Genomic DNA, 23,215 nt, shown 5'->3' with positions numbered 1-23,215 from the left:
GGGCCGGCGGCAGCCCGTGCTGCCCGTGCGGGTGGCGCCCCGGCCGCCGCGCGCCGCGGAGGAGGCGGCGTGCGGGGCGGCTACGGGTGGGCGGAGGCGGCGAGTGGGGCCGGTTCAGACGCGGTGGCCCACCACCGCGTCCAGGTGGGGCAGGTCGTGGTCCAGGCGCTCGCGCTTGGTCCGCAGGTAGGTGATGTTGTCGTCGCACGGCGGGATCAGCAGCGGTACCTGGGCGTCGACGCGGATGCCGTTGCGGACCAGCGCCTCCCGCTTGCGGGGGTTGTTGGAGAGCAGCCGCACCGAGCGGACGCCCAGATCGTGCAGGATGTCCGCACCCACACCGTAGTCGCGGGCGTCCACAGGCAGTCCGAGCGCGAGGTTCGCCTCGACCGTGTCGAGCCCCTCGGCCTGGAGCTTCATCGCCTGGAGTTTGGCCAGCAGGCCGATACCACGGCCCTCGTGCCCCCGCAGGTAGATCAGGATGCCGCGGCCCTCCGCCACCATCTCCCGCAGGGCCGTGGACAGTTGCGGGCCGCACTCGCAGTGCCGGGACCCGAACGCGTCGCCGGTCAGGCACTCGGAGTGCAGCCGGACGAGCATTCCCTCCTCCTGGATGTCACCGTGCACCAGGGCCACCTGCTCGTCTCCGCGGGCACGGTCCAGGTAGCCGACGGCCTGGAAATCACCGTACGCGGTGGGCAGCGGGGCATTCACGACCCGCTCGACACCTGAGGAGTGGGATTCCCGGGCGAGTACGCCATCTATTTCTGTCATGATTCTGGTTCCTAAGCAGAGACGAAAGGTCGCGAGAACGTGGACGGTTCAGGCGGTTCAGGCGGTTCAGGCGGTTGGGACGGTTCGGTCGATTCAGGTGGTTCGGGCGGCTCGGAAACACGGCTCACGGTGCCGGGACCGTTGCCCGCGGACACCACGGAGGACGTACGGACGCGGGGCGCCGGTGTCACCCGGCAGATCGCCGTGCTCCCCGTGGGCAGTTTCGAGCAGCACGGCGCTCATCTGCCGCTGTCGACCGACACGCTGGTCGCGTGCGCGATCGCCCGGGAGGTCGCCGCCGCATTCCCCGTTCATCTCCTTCCTCCGGTGACGATCTCCTGCTCGCACGAACACGCGGCCTGGCCGGGAACGGTGAGCATTTCCTCCGTGACGCTCCACGCGGTGGTACGGGACATAGCCGATTCGCTGCGCCGGTCGGGTGTCGACACACTGGTGGTGGTCAATGGGCATGGCGGCAATTACGTGTTGGGAAATGTCGTCCAGGAATCCGCCGCCGCCGGTGCGCGAATGGCTCTGTTCCCGGCGGTCGAGGACTGGGAAACGGCACGGGAGGCGGCCGGGGTGGAGACCTCACTGCTCACCGATATGCACGCGGGGGAAATCGAGACCTCCATTCTGCTGCACGCCCATCCGGAATATCTCAAACCCGGGTACGAGACCTCCGACTTCGTCGCCGACGACCGTCGGCACCTGCTCTCCCTCGGCATGTCGGCCTATACCAAGTCCGGTGTCATCGGCCGCCCTTCGAGGGCGTCCGCGGAGAAGGGGAAGGAACTCCTGGCCTCGCTCGCCGACTCCTTCGGAGCGTACTTCTCGCTACTGACATCGGCCTCCGGGGCCCCGTCGGCCACCGAACCGCACTGAGCGGGCCCGGTGTCCCGTGCGTCCGGGGCGGGTCCGGACGCCGCGCCCGTCCCGCGCGGGCCGCGCAGTCCCGCGTACCAGCGCACCAGGAGGACGGCGGCCCCGGGCAGGCTCGCGGCGAAGCTGAGCACTCCGTAGACGACGGCCACGGTCAGGCCCTGGGCCGCGCCGAGGCCCGCGGCGCCGAACGCCCAGGCGGTGACGCCCTCCCGGGGGCCCCAGCCGCCGACGTTCAGCGGCAGTCCCATGGCGATCAGGGCCAGCAGCGCGAGAGGCACCAGCACGGCGGCGGACGCGACCGAGCCGGCCACTCGGGCCGCGAGCAGGAACATCAGGACGTGCCCCGCGAGGACCACGACGGACGAGATCATCACGCCCGGCCAGCTCACGCGGGCCAGCAGTGCCCCGCGGGCCTCGGTGAGCCCGGCGCGCACGGCCCGGTGGCGGCGGGAGGTGCGCGGCGCCCTGCCCCGGCCGCGGACGGCGCCCGCGGTGACGACCCCGCACAGCGAGACGGCGGCCAGCAGCACCACGAGGTGCCGGGTCTCCTCCAGGACCGGTGAGGGCTGGGTGAGCAGCACGGCCGTGCCGACCACGGCCAGGACCGCCTGGCCCGCGACGCGTTCGAGGACGACCGCGCGCACCCCGCGGCCGACATCGCCGGCGCTCTGCCCGTGCCGTACCGCCCGGTGCACGTCACCGAGCACACCGCCCGGCAGGGCCGCGTTGAGGAACAGCGCGCGGTAGTAGTCCGCGACGGCCGCGCCGAGCGGCAGCCCCAGCCGCATGGCCCGGGCGACCACGCACCAGCGCCAGGCGCTGAACACCGTGGTGAGCAGGCCGATGCCGAGCGCCGCGAGGAGCGTGACCCCGTCGATGCGGCGCAGACCGTCCAGGAAGACACCGGTGCCCAGGCGCCAGGTCAGCACCGCGAGGATGACGGCACCGGCGATCGTGCCGAAGTGGGTGCGCAGGAACCGGGAGCCGAGGCGGTCGCGGACGCGGCCCGGCACGCGGGCCGGACCGCCGTCCGGACGCACTGCGGACACGTCGGTACCGGTGCCCGCGTCGGTACCGAAGCCGAGGTCGGGGTCGATGCCGGGGTCGAGGGCGGGGTCAGGGTCGGGGTCGGCACCGACGCCGGGGGCGGTGTAGGTGTCGATGCCGGGGCGATCCGTCGCCCCGGTCGCCCCCCTGCCGCGGACCGTCGCCGGCCGCCCTCCGTCCGGGGCGGCCGGTGACCGCTCCTCCTCCGCCACGGCCCCCGCGCCCATCACGCTCCCCCGACCGGGCGGGCCAGCGCGAGCAGGTCGTCGTGGTGGACCACCACGCCCAGTTCCCCGGCCCCGCACGCCGCGAGGCGCTCCCGCAGGTAGTCCTCGGCCGGGCCGGCCAGTTCGGGACGCTGTTCGACGGCCGCGCCGACCCAGCCGCGCAGCCACTCCGCCGTGAGCGCGGACTCGTCCGGGCCCAGGCGCCACGCGCTGGGGTGCACCCGTACCGTCGCGCCGTGCCGGGAGAAGGCGTCACGGGCCGTACCGACCGCCTCCGGGCCGAGCAGGCCGTCGCGCCGCTGGTGGTCGTCGAACGCCCCGGCGATCTCGGCGTCCAGCGGGTGGGCCGGGGTGAGTTCGACCCGTCCCGCCACCGAGAGGGTGAGCAGGGCGGGGCAGCCGGCTCCGGCGCAGGCCGCCGCCAGGGCCTCGATCTCGTCGGCGTCGAGGACGTCCAGCAGGGCGGAGGCCGTCACCAGCGAGGCGCCGGCCAGCGCGTCGGCGGTCAGCCGGCCGATGTCGCCGCGCTGGGTCTCCACCGTGACCCGGCTGCCGTCGGCGGCCGAACGGGGCGACCCGGCGGCGGCGAAGTGCAGCAGGTACGGGTCGCGGTCGTGCAGCACCCAGTGCTGGGGCCCGTCGAGCCGCGGCGCGAGCCACCGGCCCATGGAGCCGGTGCCGCAGCCGAGGTCGTGGATGACGAACCCGTCGGCCCGCCGCGGCAGGTTGGCGAGCCGGATCCGCAGCGGATCGAGCAGCTCGGACGCCCGGGCCGCGGCGTCGGCGCCCTCGCGCAGCTGGAGCCACTCGGGGGCGTACCGGGTGATGTCGTCGGGGGCCGCGGCGTCGCGCGCGCGGTCGCCGAGCCGGACCGTCCCGGTGTGCCGGCGCTCCTCGGGGACCTCCGTCGGCGTCGTACCGGTGCCGTTCATGCCGCCCCCCTCCTGGCCTCGCTCTTCAGTCGCCCCAGGACACCCGACAGGCTCCGGGCCGTGGCGGCCCAGCCGCCCAGGGAGACGCGGCGGGCGCGCGCGGCGGCCTTGAGGCGCCGGCGCACGTCGGCCTCGCCGAACCAGCCGCGCAGCTCCGCGGCGAGGGCCGCCGGGTTCTCCGGCGGGACGAGCAGGCCGGGCACCCCGCCGTCGGGCGCGCGTCCGACGGCTTCGGGAAGCCCGCCGACGTCCGTGGCCAGTACGGGGATGCCCCGGGCGAGCGCCTCGGTGACGGCCATGCCGTACGTCTCGGCGTACGAGGTGAGGACCATCAGGTCGGCCGAGGCGTAGCTCGCGTCGAGCGCGGCGCCGGACCGGGGCCCGGCGAGTTCCAGCCGGTCGCCGAGTCCGTGCCGGTCGATCAGGTCCCGCAGTCCGGCCACGTACTCGGGGTCCTGGTGGAGACCGCCGACGAGGACGCAGCTCCAGGGCAGGTCGGTGACGGTGGCGAGGGCCTCCACGAGCCGGTGCTGCCCCTTGCGCGGGGTGACCGAGGCGACGCACAGCAGCCTGGAGACGCCGTCGGTGCCGGGGGCGAGGGGCGCGATGTCGGCGCCCGGGGCGGCGACGTGGACGCGGTCGGGCGCGAGTCCGTGGTGGGCGACGAGCCGGCGGGCGGCCCACTCGCTGGTGGCCACGACGGCCGGTACGGCACGCAGGGTGCGGCGTTCGCGGGCGTCCAGGTCCGCGGCCCGCTCGGGGGTGAGCCCGACCTCGTCGCCGAGCGGCAGGTGCACGAGGACCGCCAGCCGCAGCCGTCCGGCCTGCGGGACGACGATCTCGGGGACCGCGCAGGCCACGATTCCGTCGAGGAGCACGACGGTGCCGTCGGGCAGGTCGGCGAGGATGCGGGCCAGTTCGTCGCGGGCCGGGGCCGCGGGCTCGGGCCAGTCGCCGTCGAGGGCGTGCTTGTGGACCTGCCAGCCGAAGCCGGGCAGGTCGAGGCTGACCCGGGTGTCGTAGACGTTGCCGCCGCTCGGCACGGTCGGGTCGTTCACCGCGCCGGGCATCACGAAGTGCAGGGCGCGCAGGGACATGGGGATGATGTCTGCGTGGTGGTTCACAGCGCACGCTCGTAGCTCGCCCAGGCGATGTGCGACTCGTGCAGGGTGACCGTGATACCGGCCAGGCCGCGGGCGCCCTCGCCCAGCGCCCCCTCGGCGACGCGGTCGGCGAGGCGGTCGGCGACGACCTTCGCCAGGAACTCCGTCGAGGTGTTGGTGCCGGCGAACACCGGCTCGTTGTCGAGGTTGCGGTAGTTCAGCTCTGCCACCACCTCCCCGAGTTCCCTGGTGGCCAGTCCGATGTCGACGACGATGTTGTCGTCGTCCAGCTCGGCGCGGCGGAACGTGGCGTCCACGAGGAACGTCGCTCCGTGCAGGCGCTGCGCGGGTCCGAAGACCTCTCCGCGGAAGCTGTGGGCGATCATCAGGTGATCGCGGACGGTGATGCTGAACAACGGACGACCCTCCAGGTGCGGTGCGTCTGACCCCTCTGCCGGGGCGTGCCGTGTAGTACGGCCGGTCCGTTCTCCGTGTTCAGGGGGTTCGGGTCGGAGTTTCGGACGCGTCTGCCGTGACAGGGTGTCGGGTGGGTGTGTGATGCGGACTCGGTTGCCGGTGGTGGGACGTGACTACTCGGGGTGCGGAACCGCTCCGTGTGCCGTGCCCTCGTCGCCGTCGGTCCCGTACCGCACGAGATGGCACATCGCCGTGGTCTCCCCCGTGCTGAGTCCGGCCATCGCCCGGGGGAGGTCCTCGAAGGCGCATTCGCCCGTGATGAGGGCGTCGAAGGCGGGATCGGCGAGGAGTTCGAGCGACAGCGCCAGCCGGTCGGCGTACGTACGGCGGCCGCTCCTGGCCGGTGACACCGTCCCGACCTGGCTGCTGCGGACGACGAGACGGCGGGAGTGGAACGCCTCGCCGAGCGGGAGGGCGACCTTCCGGTCGCCGTACCAGCTCAGTTCGAGGACGGTCCCCTCCGGGGCGAGGAGTTCGAGCGCGCGGGAGAGCCCGGCCTCGGTGGCGCTGGCGTGGACGACGAGATCACGGTCGCCCTCGGCGTCCTGCGGCAGCGCGAAGCCGACGCCGAGGGCGCGTGCGATGTCGGCGCGCGCCGGGTCGGCGTCGACCAACTGGACGCGGGCGGCGGGGTACCGCGCCAGGAGCGCGGCGACGCTCGCGCCGACCATGCCCGCGCNGCGGGCGGCGGGGTACCGCGCCAGGAGCGCGGCGACGCTCGCGCCGACCATGCCCGCGCCGACCACGGAGATCCGGTCGCCGATCAGGGGTGCCGCGTCCCAGAGGGCGTTGACGGCGGTCTCCACGGTGCCGGCGAGCACGGCGCGCGCGGCGGGCACGTTCCCGGGCACGGGCGTGACGGCGCTCGCGGGGACGACGTACCGGCTCTGGTGCGGATAGAGGCAGAAGACGGTCCGTCCGACGAGGTCCGCGGGGCCCTCCTCGACGGTTCCGACGTTCAGGTACCCGTACTTGACGGGTCCGGGGAAGTCGCCCTCCTGGAAGGGCGCGCGCATGGCGGCGTACTGGCTCCGCGGCACCCCGCCGCGGAAGACGAGCGTCTCCGTTCCGCGGCTCACCCCCGAGAAGAGTGTTCGGACCACGACCTCGTCCCCGGCGGGGTCGGGCAGCCGGACGTCGCGGAGTTCGCCGCGACCCGGGGAGTCGAGCCAGAAGGCGCGGGCGGAGCGGTCCATTCGGCATCCTCCTGAAGCGGTACCTGAAGCGGTAGCTGAAGCAGTTCCTGTGAAGCGGCTGGGCGGACGGGCTGAACGATCGGGCGGCCGGCCACGTACCGACCTCTGCGAAGCCGCGCACAAGGTACGCGGCAATGATCGACTCTGTCACCTGGCCGGAGGATGTGCGGTGGCCCTGAACAACACGTACGACGCGAGGCTCTTGCAGCAGGAGACGGCCCTGGGAGCGGCCGTGCAGCTGCTGCTGCTGACCGTGCTCGGCACGGCGATCGGCCTGGGCCCCGCGGGCTGGCTCACGGGGCTGGCGTTCGGCCTGGCGACCTGGGCGGTGCTCTCGCGGGCCCTGCACCGCTCGCGCCCCCGCTCCTTCGGAGCCGCCAACCGCGTGACGCTGGGCCGGGCGACGCTCGTCGGAGGGGTGGCCGCCCTCGTCGCCGACTCCTTCCAGAGCCCGCCGCCGGTGACCGTGCTGGTCGCGCTCACCGCGGTCGCCCTGATCCTCGACGCGGTCGACGGCAAGGTCGCCCGCCGCACCGGTTCCTCCACGGCGCTGGGCGCGCGCTTCGACATGGAGGTCGACGCGTTCCTCATCCTGGTGCTCAGCGTGTACGTCGCCGCGGCGGTGGGGCCGTGGGCCCTCGCCATCGGCGCCATGCGCTACGCCTTCGTGGCGGCGGCCAGGTTCCTGCCGTGGCTGAACGACGCGCTCCCGCCGAGCACCGCCCGCAAGACGGTGGCCGCGCTCCAGGGGGTCCTGCTGCTGCTCGCCGGCTCCGGGATCCTGCCGTACGCGCTGACGTCCGGGGTCGTCGCCCTCGCGCTGGCCCTGCTGACGTGGTCGTTCGGCCGGGACATCGGCTGGCTGTGGCACGCGCGGGTCTCCGCCGGGCGTGAGCCGGCTCCGGCTCCGGCTCCGGCCGCACCGGGTCGCCGCCGCGAGGCGGCGGCGGTCGGCGCGCGGTAAGCCCCTGCCCCGTGAGGGGCGCGGGGAACTGCGCGACGAGCCACACACGACCCGCAGCCGGCGCCGTACGTCGACTGCGGGTCGGTGGGGGCTGAGCGCGCAGTTCCCCGCGCCCCTCACAGAGGCACTGCGGGACCCGGCATCAGGTGGTCCCGCGCAGCTCGGACATCAGGTGGTCCCGCGCAGCTCGGAGAGGAGCGCGGCGACGCGGCCCGCGCCCGGCGCGGTCATCTCGTCGACGAGCCGTCCCTCGCTGAGGAAGAGCACACGGTCGGTGTGCGCGGCGGCCGCCGGATCATGGGTGACCATGACCACCGTCTGGTGCAGATCGGTCACCGCCTGCCGGAGCAGTCCGAGGACGTTCCGGGCGGTCTCCGGGTCCAGGGCGCCGGTCGGCTCGTCGGCGAAGATCACTTCGGGGCGGGTGACCAGGGCGCGCGCGACGGCCACCCGCTGCTGCTGGCTGCCGGAGAGCTGCGCGGGGAAGCGGGCGAGGCGCTCGCGCAGGCCGACGGCGGAGACGATGTGGTCGAACCAGGCGGCGTCGGCCGTCCGTCCGGCCAGCCGCAGGGGCAGGGTGATGTTCTGCTCCACCGTGAGGGACGGGAGGAGGTGGAACGCCTGGAAGACGAAGCCGACACGGGTGCGCCGCAGCCGCGTCAGCCCGGTCTCCCCGAGCGCCGACAGGTCCTGCGCGCCGAGGCGCACCTCTCCGGAGGTGGGCCGGTCCAGGCCGGCCGCGCAGTGCAGGAACGTGCTCCTGCCCGAGCCCGAGGGGCCCATCAGCGCGGTGAACGTGCCGGATCCGATGCCCACGCTGACCGCGTCGAGCGCCCTGACGGCCGTCGGGCCCTCGCCGAACAGCCGGGTCACCCCGGTCAGCCGCACGGCGACCCGCCGGTCGGCGAGCCTCCCGGCTGCGCCGGACGGTCCGTCGGCGGACACGTCCCGTCGCCGGCCCCAGGACCGCACCATCGACTCCTCAGGTACCGCGGCGCCCGGCCCGCCGGCCCGGTGCGCGGCTGCTCGTACGGCGTTCCGTGGATGGATTCCGTGCTGTCTCCAGTCCACCGGCGCAGACGGGCCGCGGCCTCGGCCACGCTGCCGAACCCTCCCTCCTCCCACGGAGCGAGAGGAGACACGGACGCGGCCGGCGCCTCCTCCCTGCGGAGGACGTCTTCACGGAGGAGGCGGCCGGACCCTCTCCACCCCAGGTGAGTCCGACGGCGCCGGCGGCCCGTCTACCGTTGGGGTCATGGACTGGATGGACTCGTTCGCGGGGCGGCGCGCACCCGGGGCCGTCACCGACGCGGGTCTGGCCCTGCTGGTCGCCGCCGGTTCCTTCGCCCTGCCCCTGGGGATGCCGCCCGGCGGACCCGATCTGCGGGCCCCGGACACTCCGTTCGTCGTGCTCGTCCTGCTGTCGGCGCTGCCGCTGGCCGTCCACCGGTGGTTCCCGCTGCCGACCCTGCTGGTGATGGCCACGGCGGTGGCCGTGCTCCAGGGACACGGTTACATCCCGCAGCTGTCGGGGCCCGAGGGCACCTCCATCGGGCCCGCCTACCTCGGCGTGGCCACGGCCGTGTTCCTCACCGCCCTGCGGGGCGCGCCCAGGACGGCCACCCTGGTGGCCGTCCTCATCCCGGTCGCGGCCGTCACCGAGGCCGTCGTCGCCCCGCCCGGGCACCGCGCCGCCGCCCTGCTGACGGAGGCGGTGCTGCTGGTCGCGGCGTGGGCGCTCGGCCGGCTCACCCGGGCGCGGGCCGCCATCCGCGACCAGGCGCTGGAACGGGCCGCGGCGCTCGAACGCGCGCACGAGGCCAACGCGCGCGCCGCCGTCATGGAGGAGCGCGCCCGGATCGCCCGCGAACTGCACGACATCGTCGCGCACAACGTCAGCCTCATGGTCGTCCAGACGATCGCCGCCGACCGGGTCCAGGACCGGGACGGCGGCAAGGCCCACGAACTGCACGGCACCATCGAGGAGACCGGCCGGGCGACCGTCACCGAACTGCGCAGGCTCCTCGACGTCCTGCGCACGGAGGACGAGGCGGCCACCGATCCGAACAAGGAACCGCCGCAGCCCACGGTCGAGGCGATACCCGCGCTGCTGGACTCGGTGCGCGCGGCGGGCCTCACCGTCGACTTCACGGCCACCGGGACGCCCGCCGGGCTGCCGGCCGGCTCGCACCTGACGGTCTACCGCATCGTGCAGGAAGCCCTCACCAACACGCTCAAGCACGCCGGCCGCACGCGTACCGAGGTGACGGTGGCCTGGGAGCCGGAGCACCGGCGGCTCACCGTCCGGCTCTGCGACGACGGCCCCCGGCCCGGCGACGGGACGGCGCCGCGACCGCCCGTCTCCCCCGGCGGTCCCGGTCACGGCCTGCTCGGCATGCGGGAACGCATCGCGGCCGTGGGCGGCTCCCTGCACACCGGCGCCCGGCCGGGCGGCGGCTACTGCGTCCACGCGGTCGTACCGCTGCCTGCGGCACCCGCGGGCTCCCCGCACGCCGGCTCACGGTACGACTCCCCGCCCCACGATCCCGAGCACCACGACCCCGAGCACGATGCCGCAGCACGCTGACCCCGGTACGAAGGACACTCCTCCCATGCACGCCATCCGCGTCCTGCTGGTCGACGACCAGCCCATGATCCGGACCGGATTCCGGCTCATCCTCGAAGCCGAGCCGGACATCACGGTCGTCGGCGAGGCGCCGGACGGTGCCGCCGCCGTCGAGAGCGCCCGGACCCTGTCCCCGGACATCGTCCTGATGGACATCCGCATGCCGAACATGGACGGCGTCGAGGCCACGCGCCACATCGTGGAGGCGGGGTCGCCGAGCCGCATCGTCATCCTGACCACCTTCGACCTGGACGCCCACGTGGTGGACGCCCTGCGTGCGGGGGCCAGCGGCTTCCTCGTCAAGGACGGCCCCGCCGACTCGCTGGTCGACGCCATCCGCACGGTGGCCGCCGGCGACGCCGTGCTCTCGCCCCGGATCACGCACAGCCTGCTCGACCGCTTCGCGCATCTCGGCACCCCCGCGACCCCGGACGTGCCGTCGCGCCTCGGTGCCCTCACCGGCCGCGAGCTCGACGTCCTGCGCGCCCTGAGCCGTGGGCTGTCCAACGCGGAGATCGCGCTCGAACTGGGGGTGGGGGAGACGACGGTCAAGACCCACGTCGCGCACATCCTGGAGAAGTACGGGCTGCGCGACAGGGTGCAGGCCGTCATCCTGGCGTACGACTCCGGACTGGTGGTGCCGCGCGGGACCCGGTGACGGTGGCGGGACCGGTGACGGAGGCGGGACCGGCGGCGCCCGCCCCCGCGTCCCTCAGGGTCCCCCCGCGTCCCTCAGGGTCCCCCCGCGTCCCTCAGGGTCCCTCCCCGTCCCTCAGACCGGCCGTCGTCCTTCAGGCCGGCAGCCGCGGCACGCTGTCGAGCAGGCGCCGGGTGTACGGGTGGGCCGGGGCGCCCAGCACCTGGGCGGTGTCGCCCTGTTCGACCAGCCTGCCGCGTTCCAGGACCGCCGTGCGCTCGCACAGGGAGGCCACGACGGACAGGTCGTGGGAGACCATGACGAGGGTCAGCCGCCGCTCCTCCTTCAGCTCGGCCAGCAGGTCGACGACCTTGACCCGGGTGGTGACGTCGAGCGCGCTCACGGGTTCGTCGGCGAGCAGGACGCGCGGGTCGCACACGATGGCGCGGGCGATGGCGACGCGCTGGCGCTGGCCGCCGGAGAACTCGTGCGGGTAACGGGCGGCGGCGTCGGCGGGGAGGCCGACCCGTTCGAGCGCGGCGGCCACCTTCGGCGCGGCGCTCGCCCGGCTGTCGAGGCCCAGCGAGCGCAGCGGTTCCGCGACGATCGCGGCGACGCGCCGGCGCGGGTCGAGGGAGGAGTACGGGTCCTGGAACACGCACTGGACGCCGCGCCGGAAGCGGCGCGCCTGCCGCCGGTCGCGCGGGGCGAGCGGCTCGCCGTCGAAGCGGACGGTGCCGGCCGTGGGGCGGGCGAGTCCCAGCAGGATGCGCAGCAGGGTGGTCTTGCCGGCGCCGGACTCGCCGACGAGGGCCAGTGACCGCCCCGGTTCGACGGCGAGGGACACCCCCTGCACGACGTCGTCGGCGGCGCCCCGGTAGCGCACGGCCACGTCCGCCAGCTCCAGTACGGGCGCCGGTGAAGGCACGGGCACGGGCGTCGGTTCCGGTACGGACGTCATCGCGGGCTCCTCAGGTCCAGGGCGGACTCCAGTTTCCGGGCGCCGGCGACGAGCGCCCTGGTGTACTCGGCCCGCGGCGCGGTGACGACGTCCAGGACGGGGCCCTCCTCGACGGCCCGGCCGTCCTTCATCACCAGGACGCGGTCGGTCACCCCGGCGACCACGGCGAGGTCGTGGCTGACGAACAGCACGGCCATCTCCCGTTCGCGGACGAGGCTGTCGAGCAGGTCCAGCATCTCGGCCTGGACGGACACGTCGAGCGCGGTGGTGGGTTCGTCGGCGATGAGCAGGGCCGGCTCGCAGGCCAGGGCCATGGCGAGGGCGACGCGCTGGCGCTGGCCGCCGGAGACCTCGTGCGGGAAGGCGCGGGCGATGCGGTCGGGCTCGGGCAGCCGTACCCGTACGAGCGCCTCGGTGACGGCGGCGCGCAGGTCCCGGCCCTTGAGTCCGGTCCTGCGGGCCAGGGGTCCGGCGATCTGGCGGCCCAGGCGCGTCAGCGGGTCGAGGGCGGTCAGGGGCTCCTGGAAGACCACGGCCGCGTCCCGGCCGCGTACGGCGGTGAGGCGCTTCTCGGGGGCGCCGACGACCTGCGTGCCGGCCAGTTCGACGCTGCCGGTGGCGGTCATGCCGTCGGGCAGCAGGCCCAGCACGGCGAGCGTGGTCAGGGACTTTCCGGAGCCCGACTCGCCGATCAGGCCGAGCCGTTCCCCGCTGTCGACGGTGAAGGACAGGTCGTCGACCAGGGTGCGCCCGTCGTCGGTGCGCACGGTCAGGCCGCGTACGCCGAGGAGGGGGGCGGGGCCGGGGAGCGGGTCGGCGAGGGTCATGTCCGCCTCCTGCGGGTCGCCGGGTCGAGGGTGTCGCGCAGCCCGTCGGCGACGAGGTTGACCCCGATGACGAGCACCACCAGCAGGATGCCGGGGGCCAGCGCGCCCGCGGGGGCGGTGGTGAAGGTGGCCTGGGCCTCCTGGAGCATGCGGCCCCAGGAGGCGTTGGGCGGCGGGGCGCCGAGGCCGAGGTAGGACAGGCCCGCCTCGGCGAGGACGGCGAGGCCGAACTGGAGGGCCAGGTTGACCACGAGGGTGGGCCAGATGTTCGGCAGGACGTGCGCGGCGACCGTACGCGGCCAGGAGGTGCCCGAGGTCCGGGCGGCGGTGATGTAGTCCTGGGCCAGGACCCGCTTGACCAGGATCCGTACGAGACGGGCGACCACCGCGCTCTGCGCCAGGCCGATGGCGAGGACCGCGGAGCCGAGGGTGGCCGAGCGGGCGGCGACGACGAGCATCGCGAGCAGCAGCGTCGGGAAGGCGATGAGGATGTCGAGGAAGGCGGCGAGCGTGTCGTCGAGCCAGCCCTGCGCGAACGCGGCGAGCACCCCGAGGGTGACTCCGAGGAGCGCGGCGACGGCGACCGAGCCGAGCCCCGCCCCGACGGCGATGCGGGAGCCGGTCATCAGCTGGGTGAACAGGTCGCGGCCCAGCTTGTCGGTGCCGAGCAGGTGCCCGTCGCCGGGGCCCGCGAGCCGGCCGCCGGAGGTGTCGCCGGCGTCGAAGGGCAGCCAGACCAGCGAGACCAGGGCGAGCAGCACGACGAGGGCGGTCAGCGCGCAGCCCGTGAGCAGGGTGGCGGAACGGCGGCGGCGCGAGGCCGGCCCCGCCGCCTTGGGCGGGGCGTCCACGAGGGTCACCGGGCACCTCCCGAGAGCCGTCCGCGCAGGCGCGGGTCGATGACGCGCTGCACCAGGTCGGCGGCGAAGCCGATCAGGAGCACGGCGAGGGTCGAGACGAACAGGACGCCCTGGACGACCGGGTAGTCGTGCTGGGCGATGCCGGTGGCCAGCAGCGAGCCGAGGCCGGGCAGCGCGAACACCGACTCCACGACGACCGCGCCGAGCAGCGTCGAGGCGAGTTCGATGCCCAGGACGGAGATCACCGGTACGGAGGCGTTGCGCAGCCCGTGCCGCCACATGGCGCGCGGGAAGGACGCGCCGAGGGCCCGGGCGGTGCGCAGGTAGTCGCTGCCCAGGACGTCGAGGGTGGCGGAGCGGACGTAGCGGATCAGGGAGGCTGCCATCACCAGGGCGATGGTGACCACCGGCAGGACGAGGGAGCGGACCGCGTCGGCGGGCGCGGCCCAGCCGTCCTGCGGGAAGCCGCCGGAGGGCAGCCAGCCCGCGTTCAGGGCGAACACGGCGATGAGGATCATGCCGAGCCAGAACACCGGGATCGCGATGCCCAGCTGGGAGACCCCGCTGAGCAGCGCCCCGTACCAGGTGCGGCGCCTGTACGCGGCCACGAAGCCGACGGGCACGGCGACGACGACGGCCAGCACGAACGCGGCCAGTGTCAGCGGCACGGTGACGTTCAGGCGGGCGCTCACCTCGGGGCCGACCGGCAGCGAGCTGACGAAGGACGTGCCGAGGTCGCCGCTCGCCAGCTGCCCGAGCCAGTGGGTGAATTGCTCGGGCAGCGGGCGGTCGGAGCCGATGGACCGGCGGGCCGCGGCGATCTGCTCCGGGCTCGCGCCCACCGAGGTGAGCGCGTTGGCCGGGTCGCCGGGGAGCAGGCGCAGCAGTACGAAGAGCACCACGCTCGCCAGGGCCAGCGACACCAGGAGGAAGATCAGGCGGCGCAGGAGGTAGCGCCCCATCAGCCCTTCTTCTTGATGTCGTAGGCGTGGAACTGCGAGTTGAGGCCGTTGAGCGGGTAGCCGGAGAGCTTGGTGCTCGCGACGACGATCTGCGGGTAGAGGTAGAGCCAGTCGCTGGCCGCTTCCTCGGCGGTCCTGCGGTTGACCTTCTTCAGCAGTTCGGTCTGCTCCTCGGTCGTGGCGGCCTGCTCGGCCTGCTCGACCCACTCGGTGACCTGCTTGTCGTCGTAGCCCCAGTAGAAGTCGGGGTTGCCGTACCAGACCAGGTCGCGGTCGTTGACGTGCTCCTGGAGCGTGGCGGTGAAGTCGCGGTTCTTGTAGACCTTCGTGTACCACTCGTCCGGCGTGATCGTGTTGATCTTGACGGTGATGCCGACCTCGGCGAGCTGCGACTTGATGAAGGTCGCGGCCGTGGGGTGCGGGTCGTAGTTGGGGGTGTCGAGGGTGAAGGAGAAGCCCTTGGCGTGGCCGGCCTCGGCGAGCAGCTTCTTCGCCTCGGCGACGTCGTGGGTGTCGACGTCGGTGAGGTCCTCGTACCAGGGGTCGGTGGGCGGCACCATCGAGCCGATGAGCTTGCCGTGGCCGCCCCAGACGGATTCGAGGAGCTTCTTGTCGTCGATGGCCGCGGAGACGGCCCGGCGGACCCTGGCGTCCGTGAACGGCTTGGCCCTGTCGTTGAAGGCGAGGAGCAGCTTGGTGGTGGAGTCGCCGTCGTTGACCTTGTAGTTCCGGTTGCTCTCGAACTGTTCCAGGGCGTCGGGCGACTGCTCGCTGGTGACCACGTCGACGGCGTTGGTCAGCAGCGCGTTGTTCAGCGCGGTGGCGTCCTTGTAGTAGTGGTAGACGACCTTCTTGCTGGCGGCGGCGTCGCCCCAGTAGCCGGCGAAGCGGTCGAGGCTCAGCGCGGAGCCGCGGGTCCACTTGGCGAGCGTGTAGGGGCCGGTGCCGTCCTCGGTGGTCCTGAGGTCCTTCGCGTCGGAGTTGATGATCCAGACGTAGGAGAGGTTGTAGACGAAGGAGATCGACTTCTTCGACAGGGTGACCTTCACGGTCTTCGCGTCGGGGGTGGCGATGTCCTCGACGACCTCCAGGTTGCTCTTGCGGGCGGACTGCGAGTCGTCCGCGAGCACCTTCTCCAGGCTGTACTTCACGTCGGCGCTGGTGAGTTCCTTGCCGCTGTGGAACTTCACGCCGTCCTGGAGGGTGAAGGTGTAGGTGAGGCCATCCTCGCTCACCTCGTGGTCCCGGGCGAGGAGGTTCTCGACCTCGCCGTCGTCGGTGAGCCGGAACAGGCCCTCGTAGACGTTGCCGTTGAGGGCCTCGGTGACGCCCTGGCCGCCGCCCGCGGTGTTGTCGAGGTTCTGCGGCTCGTAGAGGGAGCCGATGTGCACGGTGGCGTTCTTGTCCCAGGTGCCGCCGGACGAGGCGCTTCCCCCGCCGGAGCCGCCGCCGCATGCGGTGAGGCCGAGGGCGAGGACGGCCGCGGTGGCGGTGCCGCGGAGGGATGCCTTGCGTGCCTTGGTGATGCTCATGGGTGTCGTGCCTTCGGTACGAGGGGCCGCGGGGTGCCGCGGGAGCCGGTGGAGGGGGCGATCAGTGCTGGGCCGGGAAGCCGTCGCGGAAGAGGGGGAGCTTCTCGCCGGCCTCGACGGGCAGGTGGAAGCGGTTCTGCCGCGGCGGCATCGGACAGTTGTACTGATCGGAGAATCCGCAGGGCGGTACGAAGGCCCGGTTGAAGTCGAGGACGACCCGGCTGTCGTCCTCGGTGCGCCGCACGAACAGGAAGCGGCCGGCGCCGTAGGTGGTGTCCCCGTTCGTGGGGTCGCCGAAGACGAGGAGCAGGGTGCCGTCGTCGTCGAACGCGCTGAGGGTGTACGCGCGGCCGTCGACGGTGAGCGTGATGTCGCCCGGGACGACCAGTTCACGGGTGCCGCCGTTGTCCCGCAGATGCTCGAAGGCGACGCGGCGGGCGCCGGGCACGGGGGTGTAGGCCGCTTCCAGGACCCAGGCGGGGTCGTACGGGAAGGCGCTGACGCCCTCGAAGTGCCGGATGGCGGGCGCGTCCGCGTCCCAGAGGCGCAGGCCGTGCTCCGGTTCGCCGGTGACGAGATCGGACCGCCGGAGCGTGGTGACGGTCACGCTCTGCGGCTGTCCGGCGCGGGCCGCCGCGGCGTCGGGCTCCTCGCCGGGCGGCAGCCAGCGGGTCTCGACGAGGGCGAGGTTCCCGGTGGGCGAGGTGAGCGAGCGGTGACGCCCGGTGCGCCAGGCGTTCCACTCCTGCCCGGGGTCGGTGGAGGCCGGGAGGGCGGTGGGCTGGGACACGGCGTACTCACTCGATACTAGATGGTCAAAGCATGCCCTTTATCGTTCATAAGCATGCCTAATGTCAAACATGCTCTCAAGGGGTGGGACGGCGGGTGGACGGCCCCGCCCTTGTGGGGGCGGGGCCGTCGTTCTGGCCGGTGGGCCGGCGGGTCGGTGGGCCGACGGACCGGTGAGCGGGTGAGCGGGTGGGTCGGTGGCCGGTGGCCGTCCGGAACGCCGCCTCGGTGGGCTCAGGCCGCCTTGGTGACGGAGACCGAGACGGAGAGGTCACCCGCGTTGTCGGTGAGGCAGCCCTCGTCACCGTCGTTGATGCGCAGTTCCAGCGTGCCGCCGGCCGCCGCCTCGAAGGTCCACTCCGCGCCCATGGCGTGGCTCTCCTCGCCCTCGCCGCCCTGGGTGAAGCGGCCGAGGAGCGCGCCGAAGGGGGCCGAGGGGTTGATCTTGCAGTCCTCCGCGGCGAAGTCCAGCAGTTTGTCGGTCCCGGTGTCGTAGCCGTCGGGACCGATCAGCGGCATCTCGGGGTCGTCGACGGTCCACCGGCCCGACGCGAAGCGGACGGTGACCGTGTCGCCGGCCTGGATGAGGGTCCCGGTGACCCGCTGCCAGCCCTCGGTGGCGTGGACCACCGAGTCGTTGACGGCGGGCGTCGGCGTCAGGGGGATGGCGGACGGCCGGCCGGCCTCTCCCCCGCCCCCCTCGTCCTCCGGGGCCTTCGAGCCCCCGGGACCCGCCGCGTCGGCCTCGGCGGTCCGGTCGAAGGGCGGGACCCCGGCCACGAAGAGGCCGAGACCGGTTCCCACCACGAGGAGGGCGACCGCGGAGGCCACCCAGCCCACGAGCCTCCTGTCGCGCCGTCGCGCGTCCCGCCGCATCAGCTCGGACGCGGTCGCGGCGTCGTAGCGCGAGGTGGGCGGCGTCCGGTCCGCCCACGGGACGTGCTGCCGGGTCCGGGTCCGGGTCTCCGCGTCCGTGTCCGTGTCCGTGTCCGCGAAGGGGACACCGGTCTCCCCGGTGAGCTGGACGGTGGCCGACGGCAGCGCCCCCGGGTCCGCCGCGATCCCGTCGGCGGCGTGCCGCAGGGCGGTCGACGCGTCGGGGAGGGAGGGGCGTTCCTCGGGCGCTTTGCGCAGGAGCGCCTCGACGACCGGGAGCAGGGGGCCCAACCGCGCGGGCAGGTTCGGCTGTTCGTACGCCACCGCGTGCAGGGTGGCCGCGTACGCGGAGCGCCGGAACGGCGACGATCCGGTGGCGGCGGTGACGAGTGTCGCACCCAGCGACCAGAGGTCCGAGGCGGGGCCGACCTCGCCGCCGTTGACCCGCTCGGGCGCCATGTACTCGATGGAGCCGGCGAACTCCCCGGAGCTGGTGAGCATCTCGCCGTCGTCGAGGACGGCGATGCCGAAGTCGGTCAGGACCGCGCTGCCGTCGCGGCGCAGGAGGACGTTGGCCGGCTTGACGTCGCGGTGCAGGGCTCCGACGGCGTGCACGGCGTCCAGCGCGCCGAGCAGCTGCGCGCCCAGGGCGGCGACCCGCGTCGGCGCCAACGGGCCCGCCTGCGCTATGAGTTGGGCGAGCGAAGGGCCGTCGACGAGTTCCATGACGATCCAGACCCGGTCCTCGTACTCGACCAGGTCGTGGACTCCGACCACATGGGGGTGCGGCACCCGGGCCACCGCCCGCGCCTCGCGCAGGGCCCGGCGCAGCCAGATCTGGTGGTCCTCGTCGCCCTGGGCGAAGACGTGCAGTTCCTTGGCGGCGACATCCCGTGCGAGCAGTTGGTCGTGGGCCCGCCAGACCGTGCCCATACCGCCCCGGCCGAGCTGCTCGGCCAGCCGGTACCGGCCGGCGATCAGACGCCCGGCACCGTGTGCCGCCGGGTACGCCGTCTGCTGATCATCACTGCCGGACACCACGCCCGCCTCACACCCCTCCCGGCGACCACCGCGCCACCGGCCCCATGCGCCACTCGGACACCGGCGAGCATAGCGCCGGGGGCCGACGCCGAAGCCACGGCCGGGACCGGAGGGCCGGACCGGACATCGGGGCCGACGGCGAAGCCTCCTGGGTTCTTCGCGTACACGACATCGCGGGGGCCTGTCGGCAGGGTGGCGTCCGGACCCGTCCCGGACAGGGCTGTGACCACACCGGACAGTCGTGCTGTGTCCGGGACAGCTGCTCGCCGTTGATCCGGCCGCGCCATGCACCAACCATGAACACGGACGAGGCGGCCGAGTCCACAGCCGGTCGTCCGTACCTGGGTTCCTCCCGCGGCGCACACCTCTGCTCGCAGTTGCGCCGCGGTTCGCAGAGAGATTCCCTTCCGAATGGAGGAACGGTGAAACTTCGCTCTTCCGCAGTTCTGTCAGGTGTCGGGGTGATGGCGGCTCTGGCATTCGGCGCCGCTCCCTCGCAGGCGGCTGAGAACTCCGCCGCATACCCGTGCGGTTCGTCAGGAGACTGGTCGTCGGACGGCGGGGCCTACGCCGACTTCAGCGAGAACTGCCTGTGGTCGTCCGGTGGGGGCTACTACATCCATGTCACCGGCACACTGCACGACTACGCCAAGGACGGGCTGGGCCCGCGGTTGTACGCGCAGCCGCTGACCGCGACGGGCTGGGGCGCCACACAACTCGTGGCGCACAACAGCAACGGCTACGACGGGCCGCCGGAGGAGATCGCCGGCTACGTCAACGGCACGGACTACCGGCACATCGCCCGCTACAAGGTGTGCAACGGCGGCGTCAGCACCAACTGTTCCGGGTGGTTCGAAGTGAGCGACCAGCAGCGCACATCCTCGTACGACCCTCACGGAGAGGTACACACGTGAAACCCGGTTGGATGTCAGCTGCCGCGGGGACCGGCATGGTCCTGATGCTTTCGGTCTCGCCGGTCCAGGCGGCACAGCCCGCCCCGACGGAGCCCTGCGGCTGGGCCGTGAGGGATGTACTCACAGCGTCCGGCCTCATCACCAAGGACAAGGCGGCGGTGCACAACGGTCCGGCGGCGGCATGCCGCGTAACGGGTCACCGCGCCTACGACAGTCGCGTGGAGGTCTACTGCAAGTACACGAACGACGTGGGTAACCTCTGGTACTCCACGACCTTCGGCTGGATCCACAGCCCTTACGTGGCAATCGACAGGGGCAGCGCCGCCAGATGCTGATGTCGCCCCGCGACCTGCCCGGCCTCACGCTTTCACGAGCGTGAGGCCGGACCCCGATCTTCAGGTGCCCATGGCGGAGGAAAGCTCCGGGGCACCGCGACGACGCCGGACACACCACCGTCTGCGCGTGATCAGGCAACCGAGCTGATCAGGAACTCCTGGTCGGCCGTCCCGTCACAGGGTTCCACCATGACATCGGCCCCGGTCCTGGTGGAGTTGCCGCGCAGGCCCACACAACGCCGGGGGTCCTCCAACCGCAGGAGGTAGCGGTCGGCGGCACCGTCGGCGGACTCGATGTGGAAGTGCTGGTAAGGCCGAGTGGCGTCGCAGCTCTTCCACGGCCACGGTTCCAGCAGGTCCTGCCCCGGACCCTCCCGGCGCATGGTCAGGCATCCCCGGCCCTGCTGCGGGTGCTGCCACTCGATGTAGTACGTCGTCCGCGACGCGGACGGGTCGACAGGCCTCAGATACGTGTGGGGTGGCCTGGCTTCCTCGCACGGCAGTTGTGCCGCGACCGCGTGCAGGTACTCACCCCGGGTGTCCCGTCCCTCGGTGAGGCACAGATGGGGCGAGCGGGCGGGGCGGATCTCCGCGAAACCCCGAAGGGGCCTGGATGCCGCCTGCGGGCCGTCGGAGGGGGCGGGTGAGGACGGAGGGCCGTCCCCCGCCGCCGAGAGCGTCCATATCGAGACCACGGCAAGCCCCGCCGTGGCCGCCCCGCCCAGGACCCGCCATCTCATCCGTCCTCTCACCCACCACCGCATTCCGCCGAGCCGCACGGTCGTCGCCCACGGACGGGTGCGCCGCACCGGCTCGCCGGTGTCTGCGGAACCAGGCTCCGCAGCGGGTTCCGAGGGCCGCGTGCCCGCCGCCTCCGCCCGCTGTCTGGCCTCCAGCCAGACAGGCACGTCCTCCTCCGCCGCACCGCAGGCCCGGACGTACGCAGCCAGTGTCCCGGGGCCCGGCAGACGGGTTCCGCGGAGCATGTCACTGACCGTGCTGCGCGCCAGGACGTCGCCCCGGCCCTGGGCCCGTCCTTCCAACTCGCGCAGGGTCAGACCGGAACGGACCTTGAGATCACGCAACAGAGCGGCGAGAGCGGCGGTGTCGCGCACGCCTCGCACATCGAGTGACTCACTCCTGTCTGGATTCACGCCAACATGCTCATTGGCCCGGTCCGCCGCAACAAATACGCATTTAGACAATCAGTGGAGGGAACTGGCCATTGCCGTTCGCGCACTCCTCCTCGTCACCGCTTCGGGCGGACGACCACCGTCGCGCCCGGAACATGGGCCCATCAGCCGTTTCTGCCGGTGCGCCGGGACAGGATTCGGGACATCGCTCCCCTCGGTGTGGGACGTCGCGTACCGGAAGATGATGTTCCCGGCAGGGTGATCCCCTTCCGGGGACGCTCTGTCCGCACATCACCGAAAGGACTGACAACATGCTGGTGGACCTCATCGAGACCCCCGAGCTGGCGCCGCAGACCTACCTCGACGACGAGTCGGCGCTGGTTGCCGTGGACGCACCGGAGGAGCGCGCCTGGCTCCCGTCGTACCAGGCGGTCCGCACCGCCTGACCAGCGGCGCTTTCGGTCGGCATCGGACCCGTGAGAGGGCCCGGTGCCGGTTTTTTTGATGTCCACGTCCGCCACCTCGCTCCGAAGGACGGTCCGTCGTTGTCCTCCACACCTTCCGCCGCCCAGCCGGTCACCGACCGGGTGGCCCGGGCCGACACCATGCTCTGCGCCGACCGGCAGTTCGGCGACTCCACCGCCATCGGTGAGCGCAACCTCGCCCGGTTCCGGCTGGGCCTCACCATGCTGGCGCGGCATGACGACGGAGCGGCGGACGTGTTGCGGGAGACGGCCGCCGCATCAGACGAACGCCTCCGTCCGCTGCTGTACGACCCGGTGCTGCGCAACTGCTTCGAGGTCGACCTGGCCCGGCTGGACAGCGGCCGGCCCGAACCCAGCTCGCTCGCCCCCCACCTGAGCGGTCACGCGGCCACCCCGGCGGCCGACACCTCGTCCGTCACGGGTCCCTGCGAAGCCCTGATGCGCCCGCACCGGCCCGCCTGGCCCGGTCTCGGGGACGCCTGGGTGCTGGCCGAGCCCGCGCCGAGCAGCGACAGCGGTCCGCAGGAGATGCTCGCCGAACGCCTCATGCAGTTGTACCGGGACGCGCTCGGTGACAACCGGGCGACGGGCCCCGTGACACCCACGGACGAGGTCCTCACCGGCCTCCGGGACGGCGCGGAACTCCTCGCGACGCTGCTGCCGGCCGCGGGAGCCGGAGTGCTGGGGCACGTCACCATGGTGGGTTTCACCCACCGGGAGAACGAGGAGGGCCCCCTGCAGTCCATGTCGGGCGGCGACCCGCTCCCCTCCACGGTGCTGCTCGCGCCCGAACGCTGCGCGTCCCCGTGGCTCGCCGCCGAGAGCCTGCTGCACGAGGGCGCCCACCTGAAGCTCTTCGACGCGCTCCGTACGGGCTCCGTCGTCAAGAACGCCACCGAGCAGGTCCCGATCCCGTGGCGCATCGGTTCCTGGACGGTCATCCGGGTCTTCGTCGCCCTGCACTTCTACGTGCACCTGCTGGTCTTCCGGGCGGCGGCCGAAGCGGCGGGCGAGACGGTCCGGGAGAGGTTCGGCCCGCCCCCGCCGGCCGAGGACCTCGACGAGCCCAGCCCCGGCACGCCCGCCGCCCTCGGCGGGCAGTACCGCACCAGCGAGGAGCGGGCCCGCTACCTCGCCGAGTGCGTCCTGTCGCTGCCGGAGGAGGCACTCACCGAGAACGGACACCGGTTCGCCCGCTGGCTCCTCACCGCTCTGCGCCTGGTGGACGAGGACGCGCCGCGGCCCCGGGACCGGGACGCGGTGACGACCCGCCGGGCGGAACCGGGACAACCGCAGGAGGTCGCCGTCCCAGGACGCGCCCCGCAACGGGTCGCGCCGGTCGACGCGTGCGCCCTGCCCGGCCTCGGGCAACTCGTCGTCAGCCCGGCGCGGTCGGCCCGGATGCACTGGCTGAACGCGCGTTCGTGGACCGTCTACTCCCTGTGCGACGGACGCGACCTCGCCTCGCTGCACACGGCGTACGCCCGGGCGGCGGGTCTGCCGGCCGGCTCCGGGGAGGTCGAGCGTCAGGTCGGGGACAGCCTGCGCCTGCTGGAGTCCTCCGGTCTGGTCCTCCAGGGCGGCTGACGCCCCGCCCGCGGGGTGCCGGTCCACCCCGCGGGCACCGCCGCC

General features: G+C 73.3%; 21 protein-coding genes and 1 pseudogene. 7 read left to right on the top strand and 15 right to left on the bottom strand.

The window, feature by feature from the left end; genetic code table 11:
- Positions 1-114: 114 nt before the first annotated feature.
- Positions 115-774 (bottom strand): GTP cyclohydrolase II, encoded by a 660-nt coding sequence (gene ribA / locus KM933_RS27905; protein WP_221357198.1) that lies wholly within the window; start codon positions 772-774, stop codon positions 115-117.
- Between the two features lie 141 nt (positions 775-915).
- Between ribA and KM933_RS27900 the strand changes: the two genes are divergently transcribed.
- The gene (locus KM933_RS27900) at positions 916-1,659 is read left to right on the top strand and encodes a creatininase family protein (RefSeq protein WP_430727376.1); all 744 of its coding nucleotides are present in this window, start codon (positions 916-918) and stop codon (positions 1,657-1,659) included.
- Positions 1,660-1,829: 170 nt separating this feature from the next.
- Here the strand turns inward: KM933_RS27900 and KM933_RS39720 are convergent.
- The 5 genes and pseudogenes from KM933_RS39720 to KM933_RS27880 form a co-directional block, all read right to left on the bottom strand.
- Positions 1,830-2,933, bottom strand: a pseudogene (locus KM933_RS39720) (lysylphosphatidylglycerol synthase transmembrane domain-containing protein); the annotation flags it as partial.
- The gene (locus tag KM933_RS27895) at positions 2,933-3,865 is read right to left on the bottom strand and encodes a class I SAM-dependent methyltransferase (protein ID WP_260334243.1); all 933 of its coding nucleotides are present in this window, start codon (positions 3,863-3,865) and stop codon (positions 2,933-2,935) included. The gene KM933_RS27895 and the pseudogene KM933_RS39720, both read right to left, overlap by 1 nt.
- Complete coding sequence (locus KM933_RS27890) at positions 3,862-4,962, bottom strand: glycosyltransferase family 4 protein (protein WP_221357204.1); 1,101 nt, start codon at positions 4,960-4,962, stop codon at positions 3,862-3,864. Before KM933_RS27890 ends, KM933_RS27895 begins: the two co-directional genes overlap by 4 nt.
- Positions 4,963-4,985: 23 nt before the next feature.
- On the bottom strand, positions 4,986-5,384 hold the full coding sequence (locus KM933_RS27885) for a 6-pyruvoyl trahydropterin synthase family protein (protein ID WP_221357196.1): 399 nt from the start codon (positions 5,382-5,384) through the stop codon (positions 4,986-4,988).
- Positions 5,385-5,558: 174 nt separating this feature from the next.
- Complete coding sequence (locus tag KM933_RS27880; protein WP_221357193.1) at positions 5,559-6,641, bottom strand: zinc-dependent alcohol dehydrogenase; 1,083 nt, start codon at positions 6,639-6,641, stop codon at positions 5,559-5,561.
- 169 nt (positions 6,642-6,810) lie between these two features.
- On the opposite strand from KM933_RS27880, the gene KM933_RS27875 reads away from it, so the two are divergent.
- Positions 6,811-7,605 (top strand): CDP-alcohol phosphatidyltransferase family protein, encoded by a 795-nt coding sequence (locus KM933_RS27875; RefSeq protein WP_221357191.1) that lies wholly within the window; start codon positions 6,811-6,813, stop codon positions 7,603-7,605.
- 168 nt (positions 7,606-7,773) lie between these two features.
- Here KM933_RS27875 and KM933_RS27870 read toward each other — a convergent pair whose 3' ends face one another.
- The gene (locus tag KM933_RS27870; RefSeq protein WP_221357183.1) at positions 7,774-8,580 is read right to left on the bottom strand and encodes an ABC transporter ATP-binding protein; all 807 of its coding nucleotides are present in this window, start codon (positions 8,578-8,580) and stop codon (positions 7,774-7,776) included.
- A gap of 280 nt (positions 8,581-8,860) precedes the next feature.
- On the opposite strand from KM933_RS27870, the gene KM933_RS27865 reads away from it, so the two are divergent.
- Both KM933_RS27865 and KM933_RS27860 read left to right on the top strand, forming a co-directional pair.
- On the top strand, positions 8,861-10,192 hold the full coding sequence (locus KM933_RS27865) for a sensor histidine kinase (protein ID WP_221357181.1): 1,332 nt from the start codon (positions 8,861-8,863) through the stop codon (positions 10,190-10,192).
- A 25-nt stretch (positions 10,193-10,217) separates the two neighbouring features.
- Entirely contained in the window at positions 10,218-10,889 is a 672-nt protein-coding gene (locus KM933_RS27860; protein ID WP_221357179.1) for a response regulator, read from the top strand.
- A 133-nt stretch (positions 10,890-11,022) separates the two neighbouring features.
- On the opposite strand, the gene KM933_RS27855 is transcribed toward KM933_RS27860, so the two are convergent.
- The 7 genes from KM933_RS27855 to KM933_RS27825 all read right to left on the bottom strand — a co-directional run bounded on the left by KM933_RS27855 (position 11,023) and on the right by KM933_RS27825 (position 18,713).
- Positions 11,023-11,829, bottom strand: a complete 807-nt coding sequence (locus KM933_RS27855; RefSeq protein WP_221357178.1) for an ABC transporter ATP-binding protein — start codon at positions 11,827-11,829, stop codon at positions 11,023-11,025.
- Positions 11,826-12,656, bottom strand: a complete 831-nt coding sequence (locus KM933_RS27850; protein ID WP_221357175.1) for an ATP-binding cassette domain-containing protein — start codon at positions 12,654-12,656, stop codon at positions 11,826-11,828. The genes KM933_RS27855 and KM933_RS27850 overlap by 4 nt, the downstream gene beginning before the upstream one ends.
- Positions 12,653-13,516 (bottom strand): ABC transporter permease, encoded by an 864-nt coding sequence (locus tag KM933_RS27845; RefSeq protein ID WP_221357174.1) that lies wholly within the window; start codon positions 13,514-13,516, stop codon positions 12,653-12,655. Before KM933_RS27845 ends, KM933_RS27850 begins: the two co-directional genes overlap by 4 nt.
- Positions 13,513-14,478 carry an ABC transporter permease gene (locus KM933_RS27840; protein ID WP_221357171.1) on the bottom strand — a complete coding sequence of 322 codons (966 nt, stop codon included), beginning with the start codon at positions 14,476-14,478 and terminating at the stop codon, positions 13,513-13,515. Before KM933_RS27840 ends, KM933_RS27845 begins: the two co-directional genes overlap by 4 nt.
- Positions 14,478-16,010 carry an ABC transporter substrate-binding protein gene (locus KM933_RS27835; protein ID WP_221357160.1) on the bottom strand — a complete coding sequence of 511 codons (1,533 nt, stop codon included), beginning with the start codon at positions 16,008-16,010 and terminating at the stop codon, positions 14,478-14,480. Before KM933_RS27835 ends, KM933_RS27840 begins: the two co-directional genes overlap by 1 nt.
- 61 nt (positions 16,011-16,071) lie before the next feature.
- Positions 16,072-16,800 carry a DUF1684 domain-containing protein gene (locus KM933_RS27830; RefSeq protein WP_221357157.1) on the bottom strand — a complete coding sequence of 243 codons (729 nt, stop codon included), beginning with the start codon at positions 16,798-16,800 and terminating at the stop codon, positions 16,072-16,074.
- 233 nt (positions 16,801-17,033) lie between these two features.
- On the bottom strand, positions 17,034-18,713 hold the full coding sequence (locus KM933_RS27825; protein WP_221357155.1) for a serine/threonine-protein kinase: 1,680 nt from the start codon (positions 18,711-18,713) through the stop codon (positions 17,034-17,036).
- Positions 18,714-19,180: 467 nt separating this feature from the next.
- On the opposite strand from KM933_RS27825, the gene KM933_RS27820 reads away from it, so the two are divergent.
- The gene (locus KM933_RS27820; protein WP_260334242.1) at positions 19,181-19,630 is read left to right on the top strand and encodes a hypothetical protein; all 450 of its coding nucleotides are present in this window, start codon (positions 19,181-19,183) and stop codon (positions 19,628-19,630) included.
- 466 nt (positions 19,631-20,096) lie between these two features.
- Here KM933_RS27820 and KM933_RS27815 read toward each other — a convergent pair whose 3' ends face one another.
- Positions 20,097-21,080 carry a helix-turn-helix domain-containing protein gene (locus tag KM933_RS27815; RefSeq protein ID WP_221357151.1) on the bottom strand — a complete coding sequence of 328 codons (984 nt, stop codon included), beginning with the start codon at positions 21,078-21,080 and terminating at the stop codon, positions 20,097-20,099.
- A gap of 329 nt (positions 21,081-21,409) precedes the next feature.
- Here KM933_RS27815 and KM933_RS39715 point away from each other — a divergent pair, with 329 nt between their 5' ends.
- Both KM933_RS39715 and KM933_RS27810 read left to right on the top strand, forming a co-directional pair.
- Positions 21,410-21,544: a hypothetical protein gene (locus KM933_RS39715; protein ID WP_260334240.1), complete on the top strand. Its 135-nt coding sequence runs from the start codon at positions 21,410-21,412 to the stop codon at positions 21,542-21,544.
- Between the two features lie 99 nt (positions 21,545-21,643).
- Positions 21,644-23,170: an aKG-HExxH-type peptide beta-hydroxylase gene (locus tag KM933_RS27810; RefSeq protein WP_221357149.1), complete on the top strand. Its 1,527-nt coding sequence runs from the start codon at positions 21,644-21,646 to the stop codon at positions 23,168-23,170.
- The last annotated feature ends 45 nt before the right edge of the window (positions 23,171-23,215 follow it).

This window comes from Streptomyces beigongshangae (assembly GCF_019710745.1).
Taxonomy (GTDB): Bacteria; Actinomycetota; Actinomycetes; order Streptomycetales; family Streptomycetaceae; genus Streptomyces; species Streptomyces beigongshangae.
The sequence above is the reverse complement of the archived record's forward strand: the minus strand, read 5'-3'. Positions and strand labels throughout refer to the sequence as shown.

Excerpts from the sequence above, each read along its gene's own strand:
- ribA (WP_221357198.1), bottom strand. The coding sequence starts at position 774 with ATGACAGAAATAGATGGCGTACTCGCCCGGGAATCCCACTCCTCAGGT.
- KM933_RS27895 (WP_260334243.1), bottom strand. The coding sequence starts at position 3,865 with ATGAACGGCACCGGTACGACGCCGACGGAGGTCCCCGAGGAGCGCCGG.
- KM933_RS27890 (WP_221357204.1), bottom strand. The coding sequence starts at position 4,962 with ATGTCCCTGCGCGCCCTGCACTTCGTGATGCCCGGCGCGGTGAACGAC.
- KM933_RS27870 (WP_221357183.1), bottom strand. The coding sequence starts at position 8,580 with ATGGTGCGGTCCTGGGGCCGGCGACGGGACGTGTCCGCCGACGGACCG.
- KM933_RS27865 (WP_221357181.1), top strand. The coding sequence starts at position 8,861 with ATGGACTGGATGGACTCGTTCGCGGGGCGGCGCGCACCCGGGGCCGTC.
- KM933_RS27860 (WP_221357179.1), top strand. The coding sequence starts at position 10,218 with ATGCACGCCATCCGCGTCCTGCTGGTCGACGACCAGCCCATGATCCGG.
- KM933_RS27855 (WP_221357178.1), bottom strand. The coding sequence starts at position 11,829 with ATGACGTCCGTACCGGAACCGACGCCCGTGCCCGTGCCTTCACCGGCG.
- KM933_RS27850 (WP_221357175.1), bottom strand. The coding sequence starts at position 12,656 with ATGACCCTCGCCGACCCGCTCCCCGGCCCCGCCCCCCTCCTCGGCGTA.
- KM933_RS27840 (WP_221357171.1), bottom strand. The coding sequence starts at position 14,478 with ATGGGGCGCTACCTCCTGCGCCGCCTGATCTTCCTCCTGGTGTCGCTG.
- KM933_RS27835 (WP_221357160.1), bottom strand. The coding sequence starts at position 16,010 with ATGAGCATCACCAAGGCACGCAAGGCATCCCTCCGCGGCACCGCCACC.
- KM933_RS27820 (WP_260334242.1), top strand. The coding sequence starts at position 19,181 with ATGGCGGCTCTGGCATTCGGCGCCGCTCCCTCGCAGGCGGCTGAGAAC.
- KM933_RS39715 (WP_260334240.1), top strand. The coding sequence starts at position 21,410 with ATGCTGGTGGACCTCATCGAGACCCCCGAGCTGGCGCCGCAGACCTAC.